Annotated in this window: 19 protein-coding genes and 1 pseudogene; 16 read left to right on the top strand and 4 right to left on the bottom strand. The window is 72.3% G+C overall.

Annotated features, from left to right (window positions below; translation table 11 throughout):
* Positions 1 to 23: 23 nt before the first annotated feature.
* The 5 genes and pseudogenes from FF096_RS09585 (at position 24) to FF096_RS09565 (ending at position 4,193) form a co-directional block, all read left to right on the top strand.
* Positions 24 to 1,196, top strand: a complete 1,173-nt coding sequence (locus FF096_RS09585; protein WP_155216473.1) for an acyl-CoA dehydrogenase family protein — start codon at positions 24 to 26, stop codon at positions 1,194 to 1,196.
* Positions 1,193 to 1,657 (top strand): MaoC family dehydratase, encoded by a 465-nt coding sequence (locus FF096_RS09580; RefSeq protein WP_155216471.1) that lies wholly within the window; start codon positions 1,193 to 1,195, stop codon positions 1,655 to 1,657. The genes FF096_RS09585 and FF096_RS09580 overlap by 4 nt, the downstream gene beginning before the upstream one ends.
* A pseudogene (locus FF096_RS09575) lies at positions 1,654 to 2,442 on the top strand (AMP-binding protein); the annotation flags it as partial. The gene FF096_RS09580 and the pseudogene FF096_RS09575, both read left to right, overlap by 4 nt.
* Positions 2,443 to 2,613: 171 nt before the next feature.
* Positions 2,614 to 3,111, top strand: a complete 498-nt coding sequence (locus FF096_RS09570) for an N-acetyltransferase family protein (protein WP_309223054.1) — start codon at positions 2,614 to 2,616, stop codon at positions 3,109 to 3,111.
* 101 nt (positions 3,112 to 3,212) lie between these two features.
* Positions 3,213 to 4,193, top strand: coding sequence for a hypothetical protein (locus tag FF096_RS09565; RefSeq protein WP_155216469.1), 981 nt, complete (start codon positions 3,213 to 3,215; stop codon positions 4,191 to 4,193).
* A 40-nt stretch (positions 4,194 to 4,233) separates the two neighbouring features.
* Here FF096_RS09565 and FF096_RS09560 read toward each other — a convergent pair whose 3' ends face one another.
* Both FF096_RS09560 and FF096_RS09555 read right to left on the bottom strand, forming a co-directional pair.
* Complete coding sequence (locus tag FF096_RS09560; RefSeq protein ID WP_155216467.1) at positions 4,234 to 5,403, bottom strand: 4-hydroxybenzoate 3-monooxygenase; 1,170 nt, start codon at positions 5,401 to 5,403, stop codon at positions 4,234 to 4,236.
* Positions 5,404 to 5,525: 122 nt separating this feature from the next.
* The gene (locus tag FF096_RS09555) at positions 5,526 to 6,305 is read right to left on the bottom strand and encodes an IclR family transcriptional regulator (protein ID WP_155216465.1); all 780 of its coding nucleotides are present in this window, start codon (positions 6,303 to 6,305) and stop codon (positions 5,526 to 5,528) included.
* 379 nt (positions 6,306 to 6,684) lie between these two features.
* Between FF096_RS09555 and FF096_RS09550 the strand changes: the two genes are divergently transcribed.
* From FF096_RS09550 to FF096_RS09510, 9 genes are all read left to right on the top strand, one after another.
* On the top strand, positions 6,685 to 7,512 hold the full coding sequence (locus FF096_RS09550) for a CoA transferase subunit A (protein ID WP_155216463.1): 828 nt from the start codon (positions 6,685 to 6,687) through the stop codon (positions 7,510 to 7,512).
* Positions 7,509 to 8,276 (top strand): CoA-transferase subunit beta, encoded by a 768-nt coding sequence (locus FF096_RS09545; RefSeq protein WP_155216461.1) that lies wholly within the window; start codon positions 7,509 to 7,511, stop codon positions 8,274 to 8,276. The genes FF096_RS09550 and FF096_RS09545 overlap by 4 nt, the downstream gene beginning before the upstream one ends.
* 43 nt (positions 8,277 to 8,319) lie before the next feature.
* Complete coding sequence (gene pcaH, locus FF096_RS09540) at positions 8,320 to 9,060, top strand: protocatechuate 3,4-dioxygenase subunit beta (RefSeq protein WP_309222991.1); 741 nt, start codon at positions 8,320 to 8,322, stop codon at positions 9,058 to 9,060.
* Positions 9,053 to 9,622, top strand: coding sequence for a protocatechuate 3,4-dioxygenase subunit alpha (pcaG, locus tag FF096_RS09535; RefSeq protein WP_155216459.1), 570 nt, complete (start codon positions 9,053 to 9,055; stop codon positions 9,620 to 9,622). The genes pcaH and pcaG overlap by 8 nt, the downstream gene beginning before the upstream one ends.
* Positions 9,597 to 10,934, top strand: coding sequence for a 3-carboxy-cis,cis-muconate cycloisomerase (gene pcaB / locus FF096_RS09530; protein WP_155216457.1), 1,338 nt, complete (start codon positions 9,597 to 9,599; stop codon positions 10,932 to 10,934). The genes pcaG and pcaB overlap by 26 nt, the downstream gene beginning before the upstream one ends.
* Positions 10,931 to 11,713 (top strand): 3-oxoadipate enol-lactonase, encoded by a 783-nt coding sequence (pcaD, locus tag FF096_RS09525; RefSeq protein WP_309222990.1) that lies wholly within the window; start codon positions 10,931 to 10,933, stop codon positions 11,711 to 11,713. Before pcaB ends, pcaD begins: the two co-directional genes overlap by 4 nt.
* On the top strand, positions 11,710 to 12,090 hold the full coding sequence (gene pcaC / locus FF096_RS09520; RefSeq protein WP_155216455.1) for a 4-carboxymuconolactone decarboxylase: 381 nt from the start codon (positions 11,710 to 11,712) through the stop codon (positions 12,088 to 12,090). The genes pcaD and pcaC overlap by 4 nt, the downstream gene beginning before the upstream one ends.
* Positions 12,087 to 12,875, top strand: coding sequence for an IclR family transcriptional regulator C-terminal domain-containing protein (locus FF096_RS09515; protein ID WP_309222989.1), 789 nt, complete (start codon positions 12,087 to 12,089; stop codon positions 12,873 to 12,875). Before pcaC ends, FF096_RS09515 begins: the two co-directional genes overlap by 4 nt.
* 97 nt (positions 12,876 to 12,972) lie before the next feature.
* A complete protein-coding gene (locus tag FF096_RS09510) occupies positions 12,973 to 14,544 on the top strand; it encodes a Na+/H+ antiporter (RefSeq protein WP_309222988.1) in 1,572 nt (523 codons plus the stop codon).
* An 18-nt stretch (positions 14,545 to 14,562) separates the two neighbouring features.
* Here FF096_RS09510 and FF096_RS09505 read toward each other — a convergent pair whose 3' ends face one another.
* On the bottom strand, positions 14,563 to 15,810 hold the full coding sequence (locus FF096_RS09505) for a helix-turn-helix domain-containing protein (RefSeq protein ID WP_309222987.1): 1,248 nt from the start codon (positions 15,808 to 15,810) through the stop codon (positions 14,563 to 14,565).
* A gap of 84 nt (positions 15,811 to 15,894) precedes the next feature.
* Here FF096_RS09505 and FF096_RS09500 point away from each other — a divergent pair, with 84 nt between their 5' ends.
* Complete coding sequence (locus tag FF096_RS09500) at positions 15,895 to 16,986, top strand: ferredoxin reductase (RefSeq protein ID WP_155216451.1); 1,092 nt, start codon at positions 15,895 to 15,897, stop codon at positions 16,984 to 16,986.
* A 14-nt stretch (positions 16,987 to 17,000) separates the two neighbouring features.
* The gene (locus FF096_RS09495; RefSeq protein ID WP_155216449.1) at positions 17,001 to 18,158 is read left to right on the top strand and encodes an acyl-CoA desaturase; all 1,158 of its coding nucleotides are present in this window, start codon (positions 17,001 to 17,003) and stop codon (positions 18,156 to 18,158) included.
* A gap of 92 nt (positions 18,159 to 18,250) precedes the next feature.
* Here FF096_RS09495 and FF096_RS26315 read toward each other — a convergent pair whose 3' ends face one another.
* Positions 18,251 to 18,427 carry a hypothetical protein gene (locus FF096_RS26315; RefSeq protein ID WP_196222498.1) on the bottom strand — a complete coding sequence of 59 codons (177 nt, stop codon included), beginning with the start codon at positions 18,425 to 18,427 and terminating at the stop codon, positions 18,251 to 18,253.
* Positions 18,428 to 18,447: the final 20 nt, after the last annotated feature.

The raw sequence follows: 18,447 nt of genomic DNA, 5'->3' as shown, positions 1-18,447 counted from the left end.
AACCGGGGAGAGGAACCGAGCACATGGACTTCGGGCTGTCCGACGAGGAACGGGCCATCCGCGACACCGCCCGCGACTTCATCACCCGGGAGGTCATGCCACTGGAGCAGGAGCTACTGCGCCGTGAACGGGCCCACCAGCCCGGTCTGGAACGCTCCGAGCTGCGCGAGTTGCAGCTCAAGGCCCGCGCGTTCGGCTTCTGGGGGCTGGCCACACCGACGGAGTACGGCGGTATGGACCTGCCCGCCGTCGTCCAGTCACTGATCTGGACCGAGATCGGCCGCAGCTTCGTGCCGTTCCGCTTCGGCGGCGAGGCGGACAACATCCTCTTCCACGCCACCGAGGAGCAGCGGCAGGAGTTCCTGCTGCCCACCATCGAGGGGGAGCGGTTCTCCTGCTTCGCCATCACCGAGCCCGGCGCGGGCTCCGACGCCGCCAACATCCGGTTCCGTGCCCGACGCGACGGCGACGACTGGATCCTCAACGGCGAGAAGACCTTCATCACCGGCGGCAACGAGGCCGACTTCGCCATCGTCATCGCGGTCACCGATCCCGAGCGGGGAGCCCGCAACGGCGGAGCGACCGCCTTCCTGGTGGACCGGGAGATGGGCTGGCGGTCGGAGTTCATCCCCACCATGGGCGAGGGTGGGCCCGCCTCGCTGTTCTTCGACGACGTACGCGTGCCGAACCGCAACATCCTCGGCGAGGTGGGCCAGGGCTTCTCGCTGGCCATGCAGTGGATCGGCAAGGGGCGCTACACGATCCCCTCGCACGCCGTCGGTATCGCCGAACGCGCGCTGCGGATGGCCATCGACCACGCCAACACCCGGGAGACGTTCGGGGCCAAGATCGGCACCAACCAGGCCATCCAGTGGATGATCGCCGACTCGGAGACCGAGCTGGAGGCGGCCCGCTGGCTCATCCTGCGTGCCGCCTGGACGGTCGACGCCGGTCTGGACCCGAGGCACGCCTCCTCGATGGCGAAGCTCTACGGCGCCGGCATGGTCAACCGGGTGGTCGACCGGGTCATGCAGATCCACGGCGGCATGGGTTACACCCGCGAACTGCCGATCGAACGCTGGTACCGGCAGGTGCGGCTGTACCGGATCTTCGAGGGCACCGACGAGATGCAGCGACTGATCATTTCCCGCGACCTGCTGCGCGGCTACACGAAACTCGGAGGACACCTGGGATGAGGAGTTTCGCCAGCCTCGACGAGTTGGCCGGCGCGGTCGGCGAGCGTCTCGGCCCAGGCGCGTGGTTTCCCATCGACCAGCGCCGGGTCGACCTGTTCGCCGACGCCACCGACGACCACCAGTGGATCCACCTCGACCAGGAGCGGGCGGCGGCCGGGCCGTACGGCGGCACCATCGCCCACGGCTACCTGACGCTCGCCCTGCTGCCCGCGCTGGTCGGCCGCCTGTACCGGGTCGACGGGGTGCGGATGGGGGTCAACTACGGCCTCAACCGGGTCCGCTTCCCCGCACCGGTACGCGTCGGCACCTCGGTGCGGGTCGTCGCCACGATCGACCAGGTGAGCCCGTTCGAGGGCGGCGCGCAACTGGTCACCACGGTGACCGTGGACGGTGACGGCGGCGGCAAGCCGGTCTGCGTGGCCGAGACGGTGAGCCGCCTGTACGTGGACGCACCGCGATGACCGCGCTCTCCCCGGCGACCGTACTGGCCGGATCCGCCTATCGGCACGCCGACACCGTCGCTGTCGTCGACGGGCGGGCCCGCGTCACGTACGCCGAACTGTGGTTGGAGGCCCGCTGCTACGGCACCGGCCTGCGGGCCGCCGGGGTGCGCGACGGCGACAGGGTGGCCCTGCTCGCGCCGAACGTGGTGGACTTTCCCCGGGTCTACTTCGGTGCCCTCGCCGCCGGTGCCGTCGCCGTGCCGGTCGGTGTGCCGGTCGCGCCGCAGGCCGTCCACCTGGCCCGCGACGCCCGACTGCTGGTCTGCCACACCTCGCAGCTGGCCGCCGGGCGGCGGCTCAGCGCCCGGGCCGGTGTCCCACTGCTCACGGTCGGCCCGATGCGGGGCCCGTCGGAGGTGCCCCGGTTGGAGGACCTCGGTGACGTCCCCGGCGAGCCAGCCGCGTTCGCGGGCACCGTCGCGGAACCGGCCCACCGGCCCGACCTGGCCCCGGACAGCAGCGACGTGGTGCTCGGCTGTCTGCCGCTGAGTGGCCGGTTCGGCCAGGCCGTCGCGTTGACCGGCACCTTCCGGGCGGGGGCGACGCTGGTGCTGCTGAGCCGCTTCACCGGCCCGGCGGCGCTGGACCTCATGCTCCGGGAGGAGGTCACCGTCTTCCACGGCACCTCGGCGATGTACGCGGCGCTGCTCGACGCGGCGCGCGGGCGCGACGTGCTGCCCCGGCTGCGTCGCTGCATCAGCAGGGCACCGTTGCCGCCGTCTCTGGGGCAGCGCTTCACGACCGTCTTCGACACCACCGTCGACGTGGCCGGCCAGGAGCAGAGCCGCACCGTACCCACGCCCACCGGCGGCGCTTCGCGCGCCTCCCGCCAGCCCCGCTCCCGGGGCCGCTGGTGTCATGATGGGCAACGCCGGGTGCACCCGGTCCCGGTGGTGAGGGAACGGAGTCGTCTGGTGGCGGATGTGCGGCTGCGGCCGATGACGGCCGACGACGCCGACCGGGTGCTGGAGATCTACCAGGCGGGGCTGGACAGCGGGAACGCCAGCTTCGAGACCGTCGCGCCGTCGTGGGCCGACTTCGACGCCGGTCGGCTGGCGGCGCACCGTCTGGTGGCGGTGGACGCAGCCGGGACGGTCGTCGGTTGGATCGCCGTGTCGCCGACCTCCACCCGCACGGTCTACGCCGGGGTGGTGGAGCATTCCGTCTACGTCGACCCGGCCGCCCAGGGCCGGGGGGTGGCCCGGCTGCTGCTCGACGCGCTGATCGAGTCGACCGAGGCGGCAGGCATCTGGACCATCCAGTCCGGGGTGTTCCCGGAGAACACCGCCAGCCTCGCTCTGCATCGGCGGGCCGGTTTCCGGGTGATCGGCACCCGCGAGCGGGTGGGCCGGCACCACGGCCGCTGGCGCGACGTCGTCCTGCTCGAACGCCGGAGCCCAAAGCTGCTCTGAGCCCTGAAGGTCGCACATTCTTGGACAGTTGCCGTTAGCGCGTAACGACAACTGTCCATGATCTGGTGGTGTGGCCGGTGGTCGCCGCCCACAGTCGACGGATGGTTCCCGATGACGCGGCCGGGGCGCTGGAGTGGCTGGCCTTCGAACAGGCCGGCGTGCTCACCAGCGCGCAGGCCCGCACCGTGCTGACCGACGGCACCGTACGCGGGCTGGTCCGCTCCGGGCGGTGGCGCTCGATCAGTCGCGGTCTGCTGCTGGCGGGCAACGGGCGACTGACCCGCGATCAGCAGTTGTGGGTGGCGGTCCTCGTCGCCGGTGCGGGTGCCGTCCTCGCGGGTGCCACGGCAGCCGCCGAGGCCGGAGTACGCGGCCTGCGGCCCGAGCCCCTGCACGTGCTCGTGCCGGCGGCCCGGCGGCCCGGTCGGACGACGCTGCGCAGGTTGCCGATCGACATGGCCGCTGTCGTGCTGCACCGCACGTCGGTCCTGCCCGCCGCACATCTCCAGGTCGGCCGCCCGCCCCGGACCACCACCGCGCGAGCGCTGGTCGACGCCGCCGGGTGGGCGTCCTCGCCACGGGTGGCGCAGGAGATGCTCGCCGCCGGGTGCCAGCAGCGGCGGGTGTCGCCGCAGGAGTTGGCGGCGGTGCTGGAGGTGCTGCCTCGCGCGCCCCGACGGCGGTTGATCCGGCAGACCGTCGACGACATCGCCGGCGGGGCGCAGGCGCTGAGTGAGATCGACTTCGTCCGGCTCTGTCGCCGGGCCGGTCTGCCCCGGCCCGACCTGCAACAACGACGCACCGACGCGGCGGGCCGGACGCGCTGGCTGGACGCGTACTGGCGGGAGTGGGGAGTGCACGCGGAGATCGACGGCGCACACCACATGGACGTACGCCAGTGGGCGGCGGACATGCGGCGACAGAACGACGTGTGGACGGCCGGCGACCGGATCCTGCGGTTTCCCGCCTGGCTGGTGCGGGCGCACCCCGAGCAGGTGGCCGACACCGTCCGACGCGCACTCCTGGCCGCCGGTTGGCGACCGAACCCCGGAGACACCGAGACCTTGGACAATTCCGGTTAGCGCCGAACGGGAATCGTCCAAGGTCTGCGGGACGGGACGGTCACACCTCGGGTAGGCCGACGTAGTTCTCGGCGAGGCTCGTCGCGTACGCCCGGGAGGTGGTGACGTAGCGCAGGGTCGACGACTGGAGCTTCGCCTCGTACGGGTCGTCGGCGTTGAGCCGGTGCAGCATCGAGGTCATCCACCAGGAGAACTGCTGCGCCCGCCACACCCGCCGCAGCGCCGTACGCGAGTAGTCGTCCAGCAGGTGCGTGCTGCCGTCGGCGTACCAGGCGGCGAAGGCGGCACCGAGCAGCTTGACGTCCGCCAGCGCCAGGTTCATCCCCTTGGCGCCGGTCGGCGGCACGATGTGCACCGCGTCGCCGGCCAGGTAGAGCCGTTGCCACTGCATCGGCTCGACCACCAGGCTGCGCAGCGGAGTGATCGACTTCTCCAGCACCGGACCCTCGTTGAGCGTCCAGTTCGGCACCGTCTCCAACCGGGTACGCAGCTCGGCCCAGATCCGCTCGTCCGGCCAGTCGGCGATGTCCTCGTCGGCCGGGACCTGGAGGTAGAGCCGGGAGATCTGGGGCGAGCGCATGCTGTAGAGGGCGAAGCCGCGCTCGTGGTGGGCGTAGATCAGCTCCTCCACCGCGGGCGGGGCGGCGGCGAGGACGCCCAGCCAGGCGAACGGGTAGGTGCGCTCGTAGGTGGTCAGCACCCCGTCGGGCACGGTCGGGCGGCTCACCCCGTGGTAGCCGTCGCAGCCGACCACGAAGTCACAGTGCAGTTCCTCGCGGCGACCCTGCCGACTGAAGTGGATCACCGGAGCGGAGTCCAGCCCGGACAGGCGCTCGGCCGGTGCCTCGAACAGGATCGTCCCGCCCGCCGCCAGCCGTGCGGCGATCATGTCCTTGACCACTTCCTGCTGGCCGTACACGGTGATCGCCCGGCCGGTCAGCTCGGTCATCGGCACCCGGTGCGACTCGCCGTCGAAGCGCAGCTCGATGCCCTCGTGCCGCATGCCCTCCCGGTCCAGACGCGCCCCCAGCCCGGTCTCCCGCAGCAGGTCGACCGAGCCCTGTTCGAGCACGCCCGCGCGCAGCCGGTGCTCCACGTACTCCCGGCTGCGGCTCTCGACGACCACCGAGTCGATCCCGTGCCGGTGCAGCAGGTGCGACAGCATGAGACCGGCCGGTCCCGCTCCGACGATGCCGACCTGGGTACGCATCCGTGCCTCCTCGTCGCCGATGGTGGGTGGGGGCGACATTGTCGCCCGGTCGCCAGCCTGCCCGTTGCGGCCCCGGGCCGCCGCTGCCGGTTTCCACCCAGTGGAAGCCCGGCTCGGGAGGGTCAGGCGGTGTCGGCGACCGGCGGGGTATCGGCCAGCCGGGCGGCGATCCGGTCGGCCGCGGTCAGCAGCGCCGGCACCAGCTGGCGCGGCGTGGTGCCGAGGCTGTGCCCGACCACGCCGATCGCGGCCAGCACGGCCCCGGTGGCGTCGCGCACCGGGACGGCGACCGAGCAGGAGCCGAGGGTCATCTCCTCGTGGGTCCGCGCCCAGCCGCGTTCGCGTACCGTGGCCAGCTCGCGGGCCAGGCGGCCAGGCTCGGTGATCGTGTACGCGGTGCAGCGGCGCAACGGCCGGCGCAGGTGCGCGGCGAGCACCTCCGGCGGGGCGTACGCGAGCAGCGCCTTGCCGACGCCGGTGGCGTGCAGCGGCAGTCGTCCACCGGCCCGGGAGATGGTCGGCACGGACCGGTGCCCGGTGACCTTCTCCACGTACAGCGCCTCGTCGCCGTCGCGGACGGCGAGGTGCACGTTCTCGCGCACGGCGGTGTACAGCTCCTGAAGGTAGGGCAGTGCCACCTCACGCAGCCGGGTGTGCAGCGGCGAGAGCAGCCCGGCCTCCCACAGTCGTACGCCGATGGTGTACCTGCCGTCGGCGGCGCGGGCCAACGCCCGACCGGCCACCAGCTCGGCGACCAGCCGGTGCGTGGTGGCCAGCGGTAGTCCGCTGCGCCGGGCGATGTCGCTGAGGGTCAACGCGGGGTGGGTGGCGTCGAACGCGCCCAGCACGGCCAGCACCCGCGAGGTCACCGAGGCCCCGGGAGTTCCCGTCCTGCCCGCCATGTCCGCGCTGCTCAGCGGGGGTCGTCGACGTGCCGGGCGCGGCGCGGACCGGGGTCGGGCATGGGTGCTCCTCCTCACGTCGCGGACGGGACGGCCGGCGCGGTGCTCGCGTACGACGGTGCGCGGCGGCCGGGGACCGAGCGTGCGCGACGCGTGTTCGGTAGACGAACAGGCGTTCTCATCTAGGACATTTGCACGGGGACTCGGCTCGCGTCAACGGCTCGCGGCGACATTTCCCGCGATCCGTCGAAGGGGGGCGTCCGCCCGACCTCTACGCGTTGACGAACGCCGCTGTGGCGGATTACGTTCGAGATAAGTACGTGAGTCCGCATAGCGAACACATCTCGGCGGGTGCTCGACACAGGAGGCAGGGAGGCACATGGCGAAGCTCGTCTCGCTGGCCGAAGGGGTCGCGGAGCTGGTCCGGGACGGCGACACGGTGGCGCTGGAGGGGTTCACCCACCTGATCCCGTTCGCTGCCGGACACGAGATCATCCGGCAGGGGCGGCGCGACCTGACCCTGGTGCGGATGACGCCCGACGTCATCTACGACCAGCTCATCGGTGCCGGCTGCGCCCGCCGCCTGGTCTTCTCCTGGGGTGGCAACCCCGGCGTGGGATCGCTGCACCGCTTCCGCGACGCGGTGCAGAACGCCTGGCCGGCCCCGCTGGAGTTGGAGGAGCACAGCCACGCCGGGATGGCCAACCGCTACGTGGCCGGGGCCTCCGGCCTGCCGTTCGCCGTGTTGCGCGGCTACACCGGCACCGACCTGCCCCGGCACACCACCAACATCCGCAGCATCGACTGCCCGTTCACCGGGGAGACCCTGACCGCGGTACCCGCGCTGAACCCCGACGTGACCGTGGTGCACGCCCAGCGCGCCGACCGCGCGGGCAATGTGCAGATGTGGGGCATCACCGGCGTGCAGAAGGAGGCGGTGCTGGCCGCCCGCCGGTCACTGGTCACCGTCGAGGAGATCGTCGATGAGTTGACCCCGGTGGCCGGTCAGGTCGTGCTGCCCGGCTGGGCGGTCAGCGCGGTGGCGCACGTACCCGGCGGGGCCCATCCCTCGTACGCGCACGGCTACTCGGTGCGCGACAACGCCTTCTACGTGGCCTGGGACAAGATCAGCCGGGACCGTGACACGTTCCAGGACTGGATCGCCACGCACGTGCGGACCCCGGAGCGCGATGGAGGGCGGGCATGAGCGAGCAGTACACGGCGGACGAGATGATGACGGTGGCCGCCGCCCGACAACTACGCGACGGCACCGCCTGCTTCGTCGGGATCGGCCTGCCCAGCACCGCGGCCAACCTGGCCCGGGCCACCCACGCCCCCAACCTGGTGCTGATCTACGAGTCCGGTTGTCTCGGGGCCAAGCCGGACCGGCTGCCGCTGTCCATCGGTGACGGTGTCCTCGCCGATACCGCCGACGCCGTGGTCCCGGTACCCGAGGTGTTCAACTACTGGCTGCAACCCGGGCGCATCGACGTCGGCTTCCTCGGAGCCGCGCAGCTGGACCGCTACGGCAACATCAACACCACGGTCATCGGTGGCGACTACACCGGTCCGAAGGTGCGGCTGCCCGGTGCCGGTGGCGCTCCCGAGATCGCCGCCTCCTGCGGTGAGGTGGTGGTGATCGTCCGGCAGAGCCGACGTACCTTCACCGAACGCGTCGACTTCGTGACCTCGGTCGGCTACGGCTCCGGCCCCGACGACCGGGCCCGGCTCGGACTGCGCGGCGGCGGACCTCGCACCGTCATCACCGACCTCGGCGTCCTCGAGGCCGACCCGGTCAGCCGTGAACTCACCCTGACCCGGCTGCATCCGGGCGTCACGGTGGAACAGGTGCACGACGCCACCGGCTGGCCGCTGGCGGTGGCCGACGACCTGAGCACCGGTGAACCGCCCACCGCCGAGGAACTCACCGTGCTGCGCGCCCTCGAAGCGACCATGCGGACGCCCGCGTGAACGGGCGGCGGATACTCGGAGCGACTGAAGGGGAGGAGCGGCCGTGACCCAGGACGCCGACCGGAGACTGATCCTGCCGAGCTACCGGCGCGACGACGTCGACGCCCACCCACCACTGCTCAGCCCCGGCTACCGGTCCACCGTGGCGCGGGCACCGCGGCAGCCGTTGACGTACCTGCCACAGCGGCTCACCGAGATCACCGGCCCGCTGCTCGGCGAGGGCCGCATCGGCGAGTTGGACCACGACCTGACCCGCCAGCACGACGGCGAGCCCCTCGGGCAACGGATCATCGTGCACGGCCGGGTCCTCGACGGCGACGGCCGGGCCGTGCCGCACACCCTCGTCGAGATCTGGCAGGCCAACGCCGCCGGGCGGTACCGGCACGCCGCCGACACCTGGCCGGCGCCGCTGGACCCGAACTTCACCGGCGTCGGGCGTGCGCTGACCGACGCCGACGGCCGCTACCACTTCGTCACCGTGCAGCCCGGGGCGTACCCGTGGCGCAACCACGACAACGCCTGGCGACCGGCGCACATCCACTTCTCCCTCTTCGGTCGGGCGTTCACCCAACGGCTGGTGACCCAGATGTACTTCCCGGGCGACCCGCTGTTCTTCCAGGACCCGATCTTCAATTCGGTCCGCGACGAGCGGGCCAGGCAGCGGATGGTGGCCCGCTACGACCACACCACCACCCGCCCGGAGTGGGCGCTGGCCTACGAGTTCGACATCGTGTTGCGGGGCCGGGAGGCCACCGTGTTCGAGGACGAGGACGACGATGAGTGAGTCGCTGGGCGTCACGCCCGCCCAGACCGTCGGGCCGTACCTGCACATCGGCCTGACCTGGGCCGACGGGGCGTACGTGGTGCCGGAGGGCACGCCTGGGGCGTTCTGGCTGCGCGGACGGATCGTCGACGGCACCGGTGCCGCCGTGGCCGACGCGATGGTGGAGAGCTGGCAGGCCGACCCGGACGGCCGCTTCGACCATCCCGACGATCCGCGCGGGGCGCGGCGGTCGACGATTCCCGGGTTCCGGGGCTTCGGGCGGGCGGCGACCGACAGCGAGGGCCGGTACGCGTTGCACACCGTCAAGCCGGGGCCGCTGCCCACCTTCGACGGCGACACCGAGGCGCCGCACCTGACCCTGTCGGTGTTCGGCCGAGGGCTGCTGCACCGCCTGGTCACCCGGGTCTACTTTCCCGACGAGGCCGCCAACGCCACCGACCCGGTGCTGAGTACGGTCGACCCACGGCGTCGTGACACGCTGCTGGCCAGCCCGGACACGGACGGGTTCCGCTTCGACATCCGCCTTCAGGGAGAGCATGAGACCGTCTTCTTCGCCGTCTGAGGCACTGCTGCGCGGGCTCTCCGGCACACCTGACGTCGTCGCGGAGCTCGGCGACCACGCCCTGCTGCGGGCGCTGCTGGACGCGGAGGCCGCGCTGGCCCGCGCCGGTGCCGAGGCCGGGCCGGTGCCCGCCCCGGCGGCCGACGAGATCGTCGGGCAGTGCCGCGTCGAGCGGTACGATCCGGCCGCCCTCGGCGCTGCCGCGGAGGCCGCCGGCAACCCCGTGGTCCCGCTGGTGCGGGAGCTGACCGCGGCGGTCGCCGAACCGGCCCGACCGTGGGTGCACTACGGCGCCACCAGCCAGGACATCCTCGACACCGCCCTGTCGCTGGTGGTGGTCCGTGCCGCCGGGCCACTGGGACGACACGTCGCCGACGCGGCCGACGCCGCCGCCCGACTGGCCCGGACCCACCGCGACACCCTGATGGTCGCCCGCACCCTCGGCCAGCAGGCCGCACCGACCACCTTCGGGCTCAAGGCGGCCGGCTGGCTGGTCGGCCTGGTCGACGCGCAGGCCCGGCTGACCCGCGCGGTCGGTGCCATGCCGGCACAGCTCGGCGGGGCGGTGGGCACCCTCGCCGCGTACGCCTCGGCCGGACCGGCGGTGGTCGAACGGTACACCGCGCACCTGGGCCTGGCGGCGAGTCCGCTGCCCTGGCACACCCGCCGCCAGCCGCTGCTGGACCTGGCCTCGGCGCTCGGCGGGTTGCTCGCCGCCACCGGGAAGGTCGCGCTCGACGTGGGCCTGCTCGCGCAGACCGAGGTCGGTGAGGTGGCCGAGGGCGGCGACGGGCGCGGTGGCTCCTCGGCGATGCCGCACAAACGCAACCCGGTGGACTCGGTGCTGGTCACCGCCGCCGCCCGGCGCGGTCCCGGGCTCGTCGGCACGTTGTACGCCGCCGCCGGTCAGGAACACGAGCGGGCCACCGGCGGCTGGCACGCCGAGTGGGAACCCCTGCTCGACCTGGTGCGCCTCGCCGGTGGGGCCGCGGCCCGTACCGCGCGGATGCTCACCGACCTCGACGTACGTCCGCAGCGGATGCGGGCCAACCTGGACGCCACCGGCGGCCTGCTGCTCGCCGAGGCGGTCGCCGCGCGACTCGCTCCGGCCCTGGGTCGGGTCGCCGCCCACGACCTGGTGCGCCGCGCCGCCGCCGAGCCCGACTTCCGGGCGGCGCTGCTGGCCGACGGGGAACTGCGCGCCCACCTGTCGGCGGCGGACGTCGACGCCGCACTCGACCCGGCCGGTTGGCTCGGCAGCGCCGGGCACCTCGTCGACCGCGCCCTCGACCTGCACCGGGAGTCGTCGTGACCAGCGGATTGCACGCCACCGAGGACGGCCCGCCGGACGCCCCGGTGCTGCTGCTCGGCAGTTCCCTCGGCACCACCGGCGCGATGTGGCAACCACAGGTGGCGGCGCTGGCCGAGCGGTACCGCGTGGTCCGCTACGACCACCTCGGCCACGGCGGTTCGGCGGTGCCGCTCGGGGCGTACACCATCGACCTGCTCGGCCGGAAGGTGCTGCGGCTGCTGGACGACCTGGGCATCGCCCGCGTCCACTACGCCGGGCTCTCCCTCGGCGGCATGGTCGGCATGTGGCTGGCCGCGCACGCTCCCGAGCGGATCGACCGCCTCGCCCTGCTGTGCACCTCCGCCTCGCTCGGACCGGCCGACGGCTGGCGGGCGCGGGCCGCGACCGTGCGGGCCGGACGGCTGCACACCATCGCCGACGCGATCGTGCAGCGCTGGTTCACCGCCGACTTCGCCGCCGCCCATCCGGACGTGGTCGCCGCCCACCGGGACCTGCTGCTCAGCACCCCCGCCGCCGGGTACGCCGGTTGCTGTGAGGCGATCGCCGCGATGGACCTGCGCGCGGACCTGGCCGCCGTACGCGCCCCGACACTGGTGATCGCCGCCGCCGACGATCCGGCGACCCCGCCGGAGCAGGCGGTCGCCATCGCCGAGCGGATCCCGTCGGCCCGCCTGGTCGTGATCGACGACGCGGCGCACCTGGCCAACGTCGAGCAGCCCGAGACCGTCACCCGGCTACTCGTCGACCATCTCGATCCGACAGGCGCGGTGAGCACATGACCGACCAGCAGCGCTACGAGGCCGGCATGGCGGTACGCCGGCAGGTGCTCGGTGACGCGCACGTCGACCGGGCGGTCGCCGGCACCGACGAGTTCACCGCCGACTTCCAGGATCTGATCACCCGCTACGCGTGGGGGGAGATCTGGACCCGGGAGGGGTTGGACCGCCGTACCCGCAGCTGCATCACCCTCGCCGTGTTGGCCACCCTGCACCACGACGAGGAGCTGGCCATGCACGTACGCGCCGCCCTGCGCAACGGCCTGACCCCCGACGAGATCGGCGAGGTGCTGCTCCAGGTGGCCGTCTACGCTGGTGTGCCGGCGGCGAACCGGGCGTTCAAGGTGGCCCAGCAGACTCTGCGGCAGGAGGCCCAGTGACCGACGAGGCAACGGCCCGCTCGGGGGAGTTCGTCCAGTCGTTGGAGCGGGGGCTCGCGGTGATCCGGGCCTTCGACGCCGAGCACCCGCGCCTCACCCTCAGCGACGTGGCCCGTAGCACCGGCCTGACCCGGGCCGCCGCCCGCCGTTTCCTGCTCACCCTGGTCGAACTCGGCTACGTACGCACCGACGGGCGGCTGTTCTCCCTGCGTCCGCGCATCCTCGACCTCGGCTACGCCTACCTGTCCAGCCTGGGGCTGCCCGAGGTGGCCCGACCACACATGGAGGCGCTGGTCGCGCAGGTGCACGAGTCCTGCTCCGTGTCGGTCCTCGACGGCGACGAGGTCGTCTACGTCGCCCGGGTGCCCACCAAGCGGATCATGACGGTGGGGATCAGCGTCGGCACCCGGTTCCCCGCGTACGCCACGTCGATGGGCCGGGTGCTGCTCGCCGCGCAGCCGGCCGAGTGGCTGGACCGCTATCTCGCCACCGCGCGGCTGCGGCCGTTGACCCGACGCACCGTGACCGACCCGGCCAAACTCCGCGCCATCCTGACGAAGATCGCCACCCAGGGGTACGCCCTCGTCGACCAGGAGTTGGAGGAGGGACTGCGGTCGCTGGCCGCGCCGATCCACGGCGACAACGGCGCGGTGGTGGCGGCGGTCAACGTCTCCGCCCACGCCAGCCGTGGCTCCTTCGAGATGGTCCGCAGGGAGTTGCTGCCGCCGTTGCTGGTCACCGCCAAGCGCATCGAGGAAGACCTGGGCGCGACGCCCGGTCGCTGAACACCACGCACGTCCAGAACGTCCGGCCCTGCGCCGAATCGGCCCGGGGCGGCCCGTCGGCGTACCACGATGTGGGGGACGACGAACGGGGGACGAGGTGCGTGAGCTGCTGCTGGTCATCACGTTGGGCGTCATCGTGCTGGTCGGCACCACCATCGGCGGCCGGTACCGGGTGGCGCCGCCGGTGCTGCTCATCTGCATCGGCGCCCTGGTGGCGCTGCTGCCCCCGTTCTCGGAGGTGATGCTCGCACCCGACCTGGTGCTCGTGGTGTTCCTGCCCGCGATCCTGTACCGGGAGAGCCTGGTCATCAGCCTGCGGGAGATCAGGGCGAACATCATCGTCATCGCGCTGCTGGCCGTCGGTCTGGTCGGGGTCACGATGGTCGCGGTGTCGCTGGTCCTCCAGCGGTTCGACATCGACCCGGCGGTGGCCTGGGTGCTCGGTGCGGTGCTCGCGCCGACCGACGCCGCAGCGGTGGCCGGGCTGGCCAAGCGGATGCCGCGCCGCCTGCTGACCACCTTGCGCGCGGAGAGCCTGGTCAACGACGGCACCGCCCTGGTGCTGTTCGCCGTCGCCCTCGGCCTGCTCGGTGGGGGTGCCGCACCGAACGCCGTCGAACTCGTCGAACGGATCGGCCTGTCGTTCTTCGGGGGCATCGCGGTCGGCGTGCTGGTCGGCACGGTGGTGATCCTGATCCGCAAGCGCCTCGACGACCCGCTGCGGGAGGGCGCGCTGAGCGTGCTCACCCCGTTCACCGCCTTCTTCCTCGCCGACAGCATCCACGAGAGTGGGGTGTTGGCGGTGGTGGTCGCCGGTCTGATGCTCGCCTACGCCAGCCCCCGGGTGGTCCGGGCACGGTCCCGGATACTCGCGCTGTCGTTCTGGGACCTGACCACCTTCCTCATCAACGGCGCCCTCTTCGTGCTGGTGGGCATGCAGATCCCCCGGGCGGTGCGGAGTGTCACCAGCGTCTCCCTCGGCCGGGCCGTCGCCATCGCGCTGGTGGTGGCCGTGGTGCTGGTGCTGGTCCGGATGCTCTGGCTGCACCTGATCGCCGCCGTGGCCCGGCTGGTGGACTGGCGACGGTCGAGGGTGGACCGCCAGGTCAGCTGGCGGGTGCGTACGGTCGCCGGCTGGGCCGGCTTCCGGGGTGCGGTCTCCCTGGCAGCGGCGCTCGCCGTGCCGTTGACCATCGACGGTGAACGGGTGCCGGAACGGGACCTGATCATCTTCGCCGTCGCCGTGGTGATCCTGGTGATCATGCTCGTGCAGGGCACCACCCTGCCCCTTCTGCTCCGGTGGGCCGGGTTGGGCGGTGACCCGGAACAGGTCTCGGAGGTGCGGCAGGCGCAGGTGGCGGCCACCCAGGCCACCCTCGACGCCCTGCCCGATCTGGCCGAGCGGGTGGGTGCGGAGGAGGAGGCGGTGCAGCGGCTCCGGGCCGAGTACACCAACCACCTCGACGCGGTGCGGTCCGAGCCGGAGCAGGACTCGCTCGACGCCCGGGAGGTCGAACGTCAGCTGCGCCTGGCGGCCCTCGAGCACAAGCGACGCGAGGTCACCCGGATGCGGAACCGGCGGGAGATCGACGACGCCGTCCTGTGGGAGTTGCAGGCCAGACTGGACGTCGAGGAGATCCGCCTGTTGGGCCCGGTGGTCTCCGAGTGACCGACGGTGTCGGGGCGGCTACCCGGCCAGCGCGCCACCGGCCGGGAACGCGAGCGCGACCGTCAGGTCGAGCAGGCTGCGCGGATCGGTGAGGCGGTCGCCGTAGAGCTGGCGCAGCTGGCCCATCCGGTAACGCACGGTCTGCGGGTGGACGAAGAGGTCGGCGGCGATGTCGTCCCGGCGGCCCTGGTGCAGCAGCCACGACCGCAGCGTCTCGGTGAGCCGGTCGGCGGTGGCGGCGGGCAGCGCGGCGAGCGGTTGCAGGACCCGGGCGCGTAGGTCGGCGAGCGCCTCGCAGTCGGCGCTGAGCAGCAACTCGGCCAGGTGCGCCTCGGTGTCCAGGGGCTCGCCGTCGGTGGGCTGGGGGATACCCAGCGCGACCACCCGCAGCACCCGCCGGTACGACGAGCAGACCCGAGCCCAGGGCCGGGAGGGGCCCAGCACCGCGCGGCGGCCGTGCAGCACCCGGACGAGCTGTCGGCGACGGTCGCCGTGCATGTCCGGCACGAGCAGCACGGCGGTCTCCTCGCCGGGCTCGCCGGTCGGCAGTTCCTCGCTGCTCTCCAGGGTGTGCTCGTCCAGCAGGGCCAGTGCCCCACGCAGCTTCTCCTGCGGCAACAGCGCCACGGTGAGGGTCTCGGGCACCGGCCAGTCGGCCCGATCGGCGCTGCGCAGCAGTACCTCCTCCGCCTCTCCGGCGAGCAACTGCTGGGTGAGGCGTTCCAGGTTGCGCCGTTGGGCCCGACCCACGCTGGCCAGCTCGTCGGCGTGCCCGGCGACGCTGGCGGCGGAGAGTTCGTCGATGTACGCGAACATCAACTCGGCGAACTCGGCGACGGTGGCGGCGGGTAGGCCGGTCGCCACCGTGGCGGCGGCCAACTCCCGCCAGGAGACCCGGGCACCCACCCGGTACGCCGCCAGCAGCGCGTCCACGCTGCGGCCCGACCGGGCCTCGCCGCTGCCCAGGGCGTACGCGGCCTCCAGCGCCGGGCCCAGCGGGGTGCTCGGATCGCTGGCCGGTGCGTGGTCGGCGGACTGGGATCGTTCGAGCAGTTGCAGGAAGGTACCCAGGGCGATCTGCACCGCGCCCTCGATCTTGTCCCGCATCTGCCCGGTCAAAGTGCCGGAGTAGCTTGGCACCTCGGCGGTGATCGCGGTGACGGTCTGCGCGGCGACCAGCGGCAGCCGGTCGCGCAGCTCACGCGCCACCCGTTGGTCCAGCGCGATGCGAGCCGCCCTTCTGGTCGTTCCGGCTGGTTCCGCCACGGTTGTTCTCCCCGCACAAAAGGGATGGATCGCTTTACCTTCACCGGCCAAGATTTTATGCCAGCCTGCGGCGACCATCGAGTTATGACCGCCACCGTCCCGCGACCGGGCACGACACGATCTCTACGACGCCGCCTGTGGCGGCTCGCCGAGACGGTGACCACGCCGGTCCTGCCCAGCGACTACCTCGACCTGGTCGCCCCGCTACGCGCCGGTGCCGAGCTGCGCGGCCGGATCGTCGCCGTGCAGCCGGAGACCCCCGACGCGGCGACCCTGCGGATCCAGCCCGGCCGTAGTTGGCGCGGACACGTCCCCGGCCAGTACGTCCGGCTCGGCGTCGACGTCGACGGGGTCCGCCAGTGGCGGGCCTACTCGGTCACCTCAGCCCCCGGTCGGCGTACCGACCCGATCACGGTGACGGTGAAGGCGATTCCCGACGGCGTGGTCAGCAACCACCTGGTCCGGCGGATCAAGCCGGGCACGATCGTGCAGCTCGACCAGGCACGCGGCGACTTCGTGCTGCCGCAGCGGGCCCCGTCGCGGGTCCTCTTCCTCACCGCCGGCAGCGGCATCACCCCGGTGGCCGGGATGCTGCGCTCCGGTGCGCTGGCCGACAGCGACGTGGTGGTGGTGCACTCCGCGCCCACCGCCGCCGACGTGGTCTTCGGCGCTGAGCTGCGTGACCTCGCCGACCGTGGCGCGATCCGCCTCGTCGAGCGGCACACCGAGGCCGAGGGCCTGCTGGACGTCGCCGAACTCGACACCCTCGTCCCCGACCACCTGGAGCGCGAGACCTGGGCCTGTGGCCCGCTCGGGCTGCTCGACGCGGTGGAGGAGCACTGGTCGGCTCGCGGCCACGCCGCGCGGCTGCACACCGAACGCTTCCGACCCACCGTGATCACCGCGGGTGACGGCGGGACCGTCACCTTCACCCGCTCGTCGGTGACCGTGGACGCCGACGGAGGCACCCCGCTGCTCGACGCCGGCGAGAACGCCGGGGTGCTCATGCCGTCGGGCTGCCGGATGGGCATCTGCTTCGGGTGCGTGCTGCCGCTGCGCCAGGGCGCGGTCCGCGACCTGCGCAACGGCCAACTGACCACCGCCCTGCCGGGTGACGGCGTACGCGTGCAGACCTGTGTGTCAGCCGCCGCCGGCCCGTGTGAACTCGAAATCTGATCGGAGAACCACCGATGACCGTGATCCAGAAGAAGGCCGACAACCCGATCGCCCACCTCACCGCCGAGGACATCGAGAACCTCGGCCGGGAGCTCGACGCCATCCGCGAACGGGTCATCGCCTCCCGGGGCGAACGGGACGCCGCGTACATCCGCAAGGTCATCTCGACGCAGCGGAAGCTGGAGATCGGCAGCCGGGTGGTGCTGTTGTTCTCGCTGTTCCCGCCGGCCTGGATCGTCGGCACCGCCGGGCTGTCGGTGGCGAAGATCCTGGAGAACATGGAGATCGGGCACAACGTCCTGCACGGGCAGTGGGACTGGATGCGCGACCCGAAGATCCACTCGACCAGCTGGGAATGGGACCACGTCGCCCCGGCCGACCAGTGGAAGCAGTCGCACAACGAGCTGCACCACCGCTACACCAACGTGGTCGGCAAGGACAACGACCTCGGCTACGGCATCATGCGCGTCGACGAGGACCAGCCCTGGCACCCGGCGCACCTGGGCCAGCCGTTCTACAACTTCCTCAACGCCTGCTTCTTCGAGTACGGCATCGCCGCGTACGACCTCGAACTGGGCGACCGGCTGAAGAACGGTGGGCTCAAGGACCCGGAGTTCCGCACCCGACTGCGCGCGGTCGGCCGGAAGATCCGCCGCCAGTTCCTCAAGGACTACCTGCTGTTCCCGCTGCTGTCCGGCCCGTCTTTCCTGCACACCCTGGCCGCCAACTTCACCGCGAACCTGATCCGCAACCTGTGGAGCCACTCGGTGATCATGTGCGGGCACTTTCCGGAGGGGGTGGAGACCTTCGAGAAGACCTCCATCGAGGGTGAGACCCGGGGGGAGTGGTACGTGCGGCAGATGCTCGGCTCGGCCAACATCAGCGGCAGCAAACTGATGCACATCATGACCGGGAACCTGTCGTTCCAGATCGAGCACCACCTCTTCCCGGATCTGCCGAGCAACCGCTACCAGGAGATCGCGCCGGAGGTGCAGGCGCTGTTCAAGCGGTACGGGCTGAAGTACACCACCGGCTCGCTGCCCCGGCAGGTCTTCTCCGCCTGGAAGAAGGTCTTCCGGCTGGCGCTGCCGAACCGCCGCCAGCCGACGGCCCCGGCCACCCCGATCGACGACTCCGGCGACCGTCCGACCCGGGCCCTCGTCGCCGCCTGACCGCCGGCACCGGCCCGCCCGGCCCCCCCCAGGCCCGGCACCGGCCTGCTCGGCTGGGCGGGCCGGGGTCGGTCCCAGGGCCGGGGTCGGTCTCAGCGGCGGTTGGGATAGTTGTGGGCGGACTGGCGGCCCTTGACGAAAGACAGGATGATCACTGCGGCGAGCGCGATGACGCCGATGATGATCAGCCAGCGGACCGCTTCGAGGAGCAGGCCGAGCAGGACCAGCACCCCGGCGACCACGGCCACGACCCAGAGCAGGGCACGCATCTCCACCTCCCACCGGCTGC

Origin of the sequence: Micromonospora sp. CP22 (assembly GCF_009712475.1) — a bacterium.
Taxonomy (GTDB): domain Bacteria; phylum Actinomycetota; class Actinomycetes; order Mycobacteriales; family Micromonosporaceae; genus Micromonospora.
The sequence above is the reverse complement of the archived record's forward strand: the minus strand, read 5'-3'. Positions and strand labels throughout refer to the sequence as shown.

Coding starts and splice junctions, on each gene's coding strand:
- FF096_RS09585 (WP_155216473.1), top strand. CDS start 24: ATGGACTTCGGGCTGTCCGACGAGGAACGGGCCATCCGCGACACCGCC.
- FF096_RS09580 (WP_155216471.1), top strand. CDS start 1,193: ATGAGGAGTTTCGCCAGCCTCGACGAGTTGGCCGGCGCGGTCGGCGAG.
- FF096_RS09565 (WP_155216469.1), top strand. CDS start 3,213: ATGGTTCCCGATGACGCGGCCGGGGCGCTGGAGTGGCTGGCCTTCGAA.
- FF096_RS09560 (WP_155216467.1), bottom strand. CDS start 5,403: ATGCGTACCCAGGTCGGCATCGTCGGAGCGGGACCGGCCGGTCTCATG.
- FF096_RS09555 (WP_155216465.1), bottom strand. CDS start 6,305: ATGGCGGGCAGGACGGGAACTCCCGGGGCCTCGGTGACCTCGCGGGTG.
- FF096_RS09550 (WP_155216463.1), top strand. CDS start 6,685: ATGGCGAAGCTCGTCTCGCTGGCCGAAGGGGTCGCGGAGCTGGTCCGG.
- FF096_RS09545 (WP_155216461.1), top strand. CDS start 7,509: ATGAGCGAGCAGTACACGGCGGACGAGATGATGACGGTGGCCGCCGCC.
- pcaG (WP_155216459.1), top strand. CDS start 9,053: ATGAGTGAGTCGCTGGGCGTCACGCCCGCCCAGACCGTCGGGCCGTAC.
- pcaB (WP_155216457.1), top strand. CDS start 9,597: ATGAGACCGTCTTCTTCGCCGTCTGAGGCACTGCTGCGCGGGCTCTCC.
- pcaC (WP_155216455.1), top strand. CDS start 11,710: ATGACCGACCAGCAGCGCTACGAGGCCGGCATGGCGGTACGCCGGCAG.
- FF096_RS09500 (WP_155216451.1), top strand. CDS start 15,895: ATGACCGCCACCGTCCCGCGACCGGGCACGACACGATCTCTACGACGC.
- FF096_RS09495 (WP_155216449.1), top strand. CDS start 17,001: ATGACCGTGATCCAGAAGAAGGCCGACAACCCGATCGCCCACCTCACC.
- FF096_RS26315 (WP_196222498.1), bottom strand. CDS start 18,427: ATGCGTGCCCTGCTCTGGGTCGTGGCCGTGGTCGCCGGGGTGCTGGTC.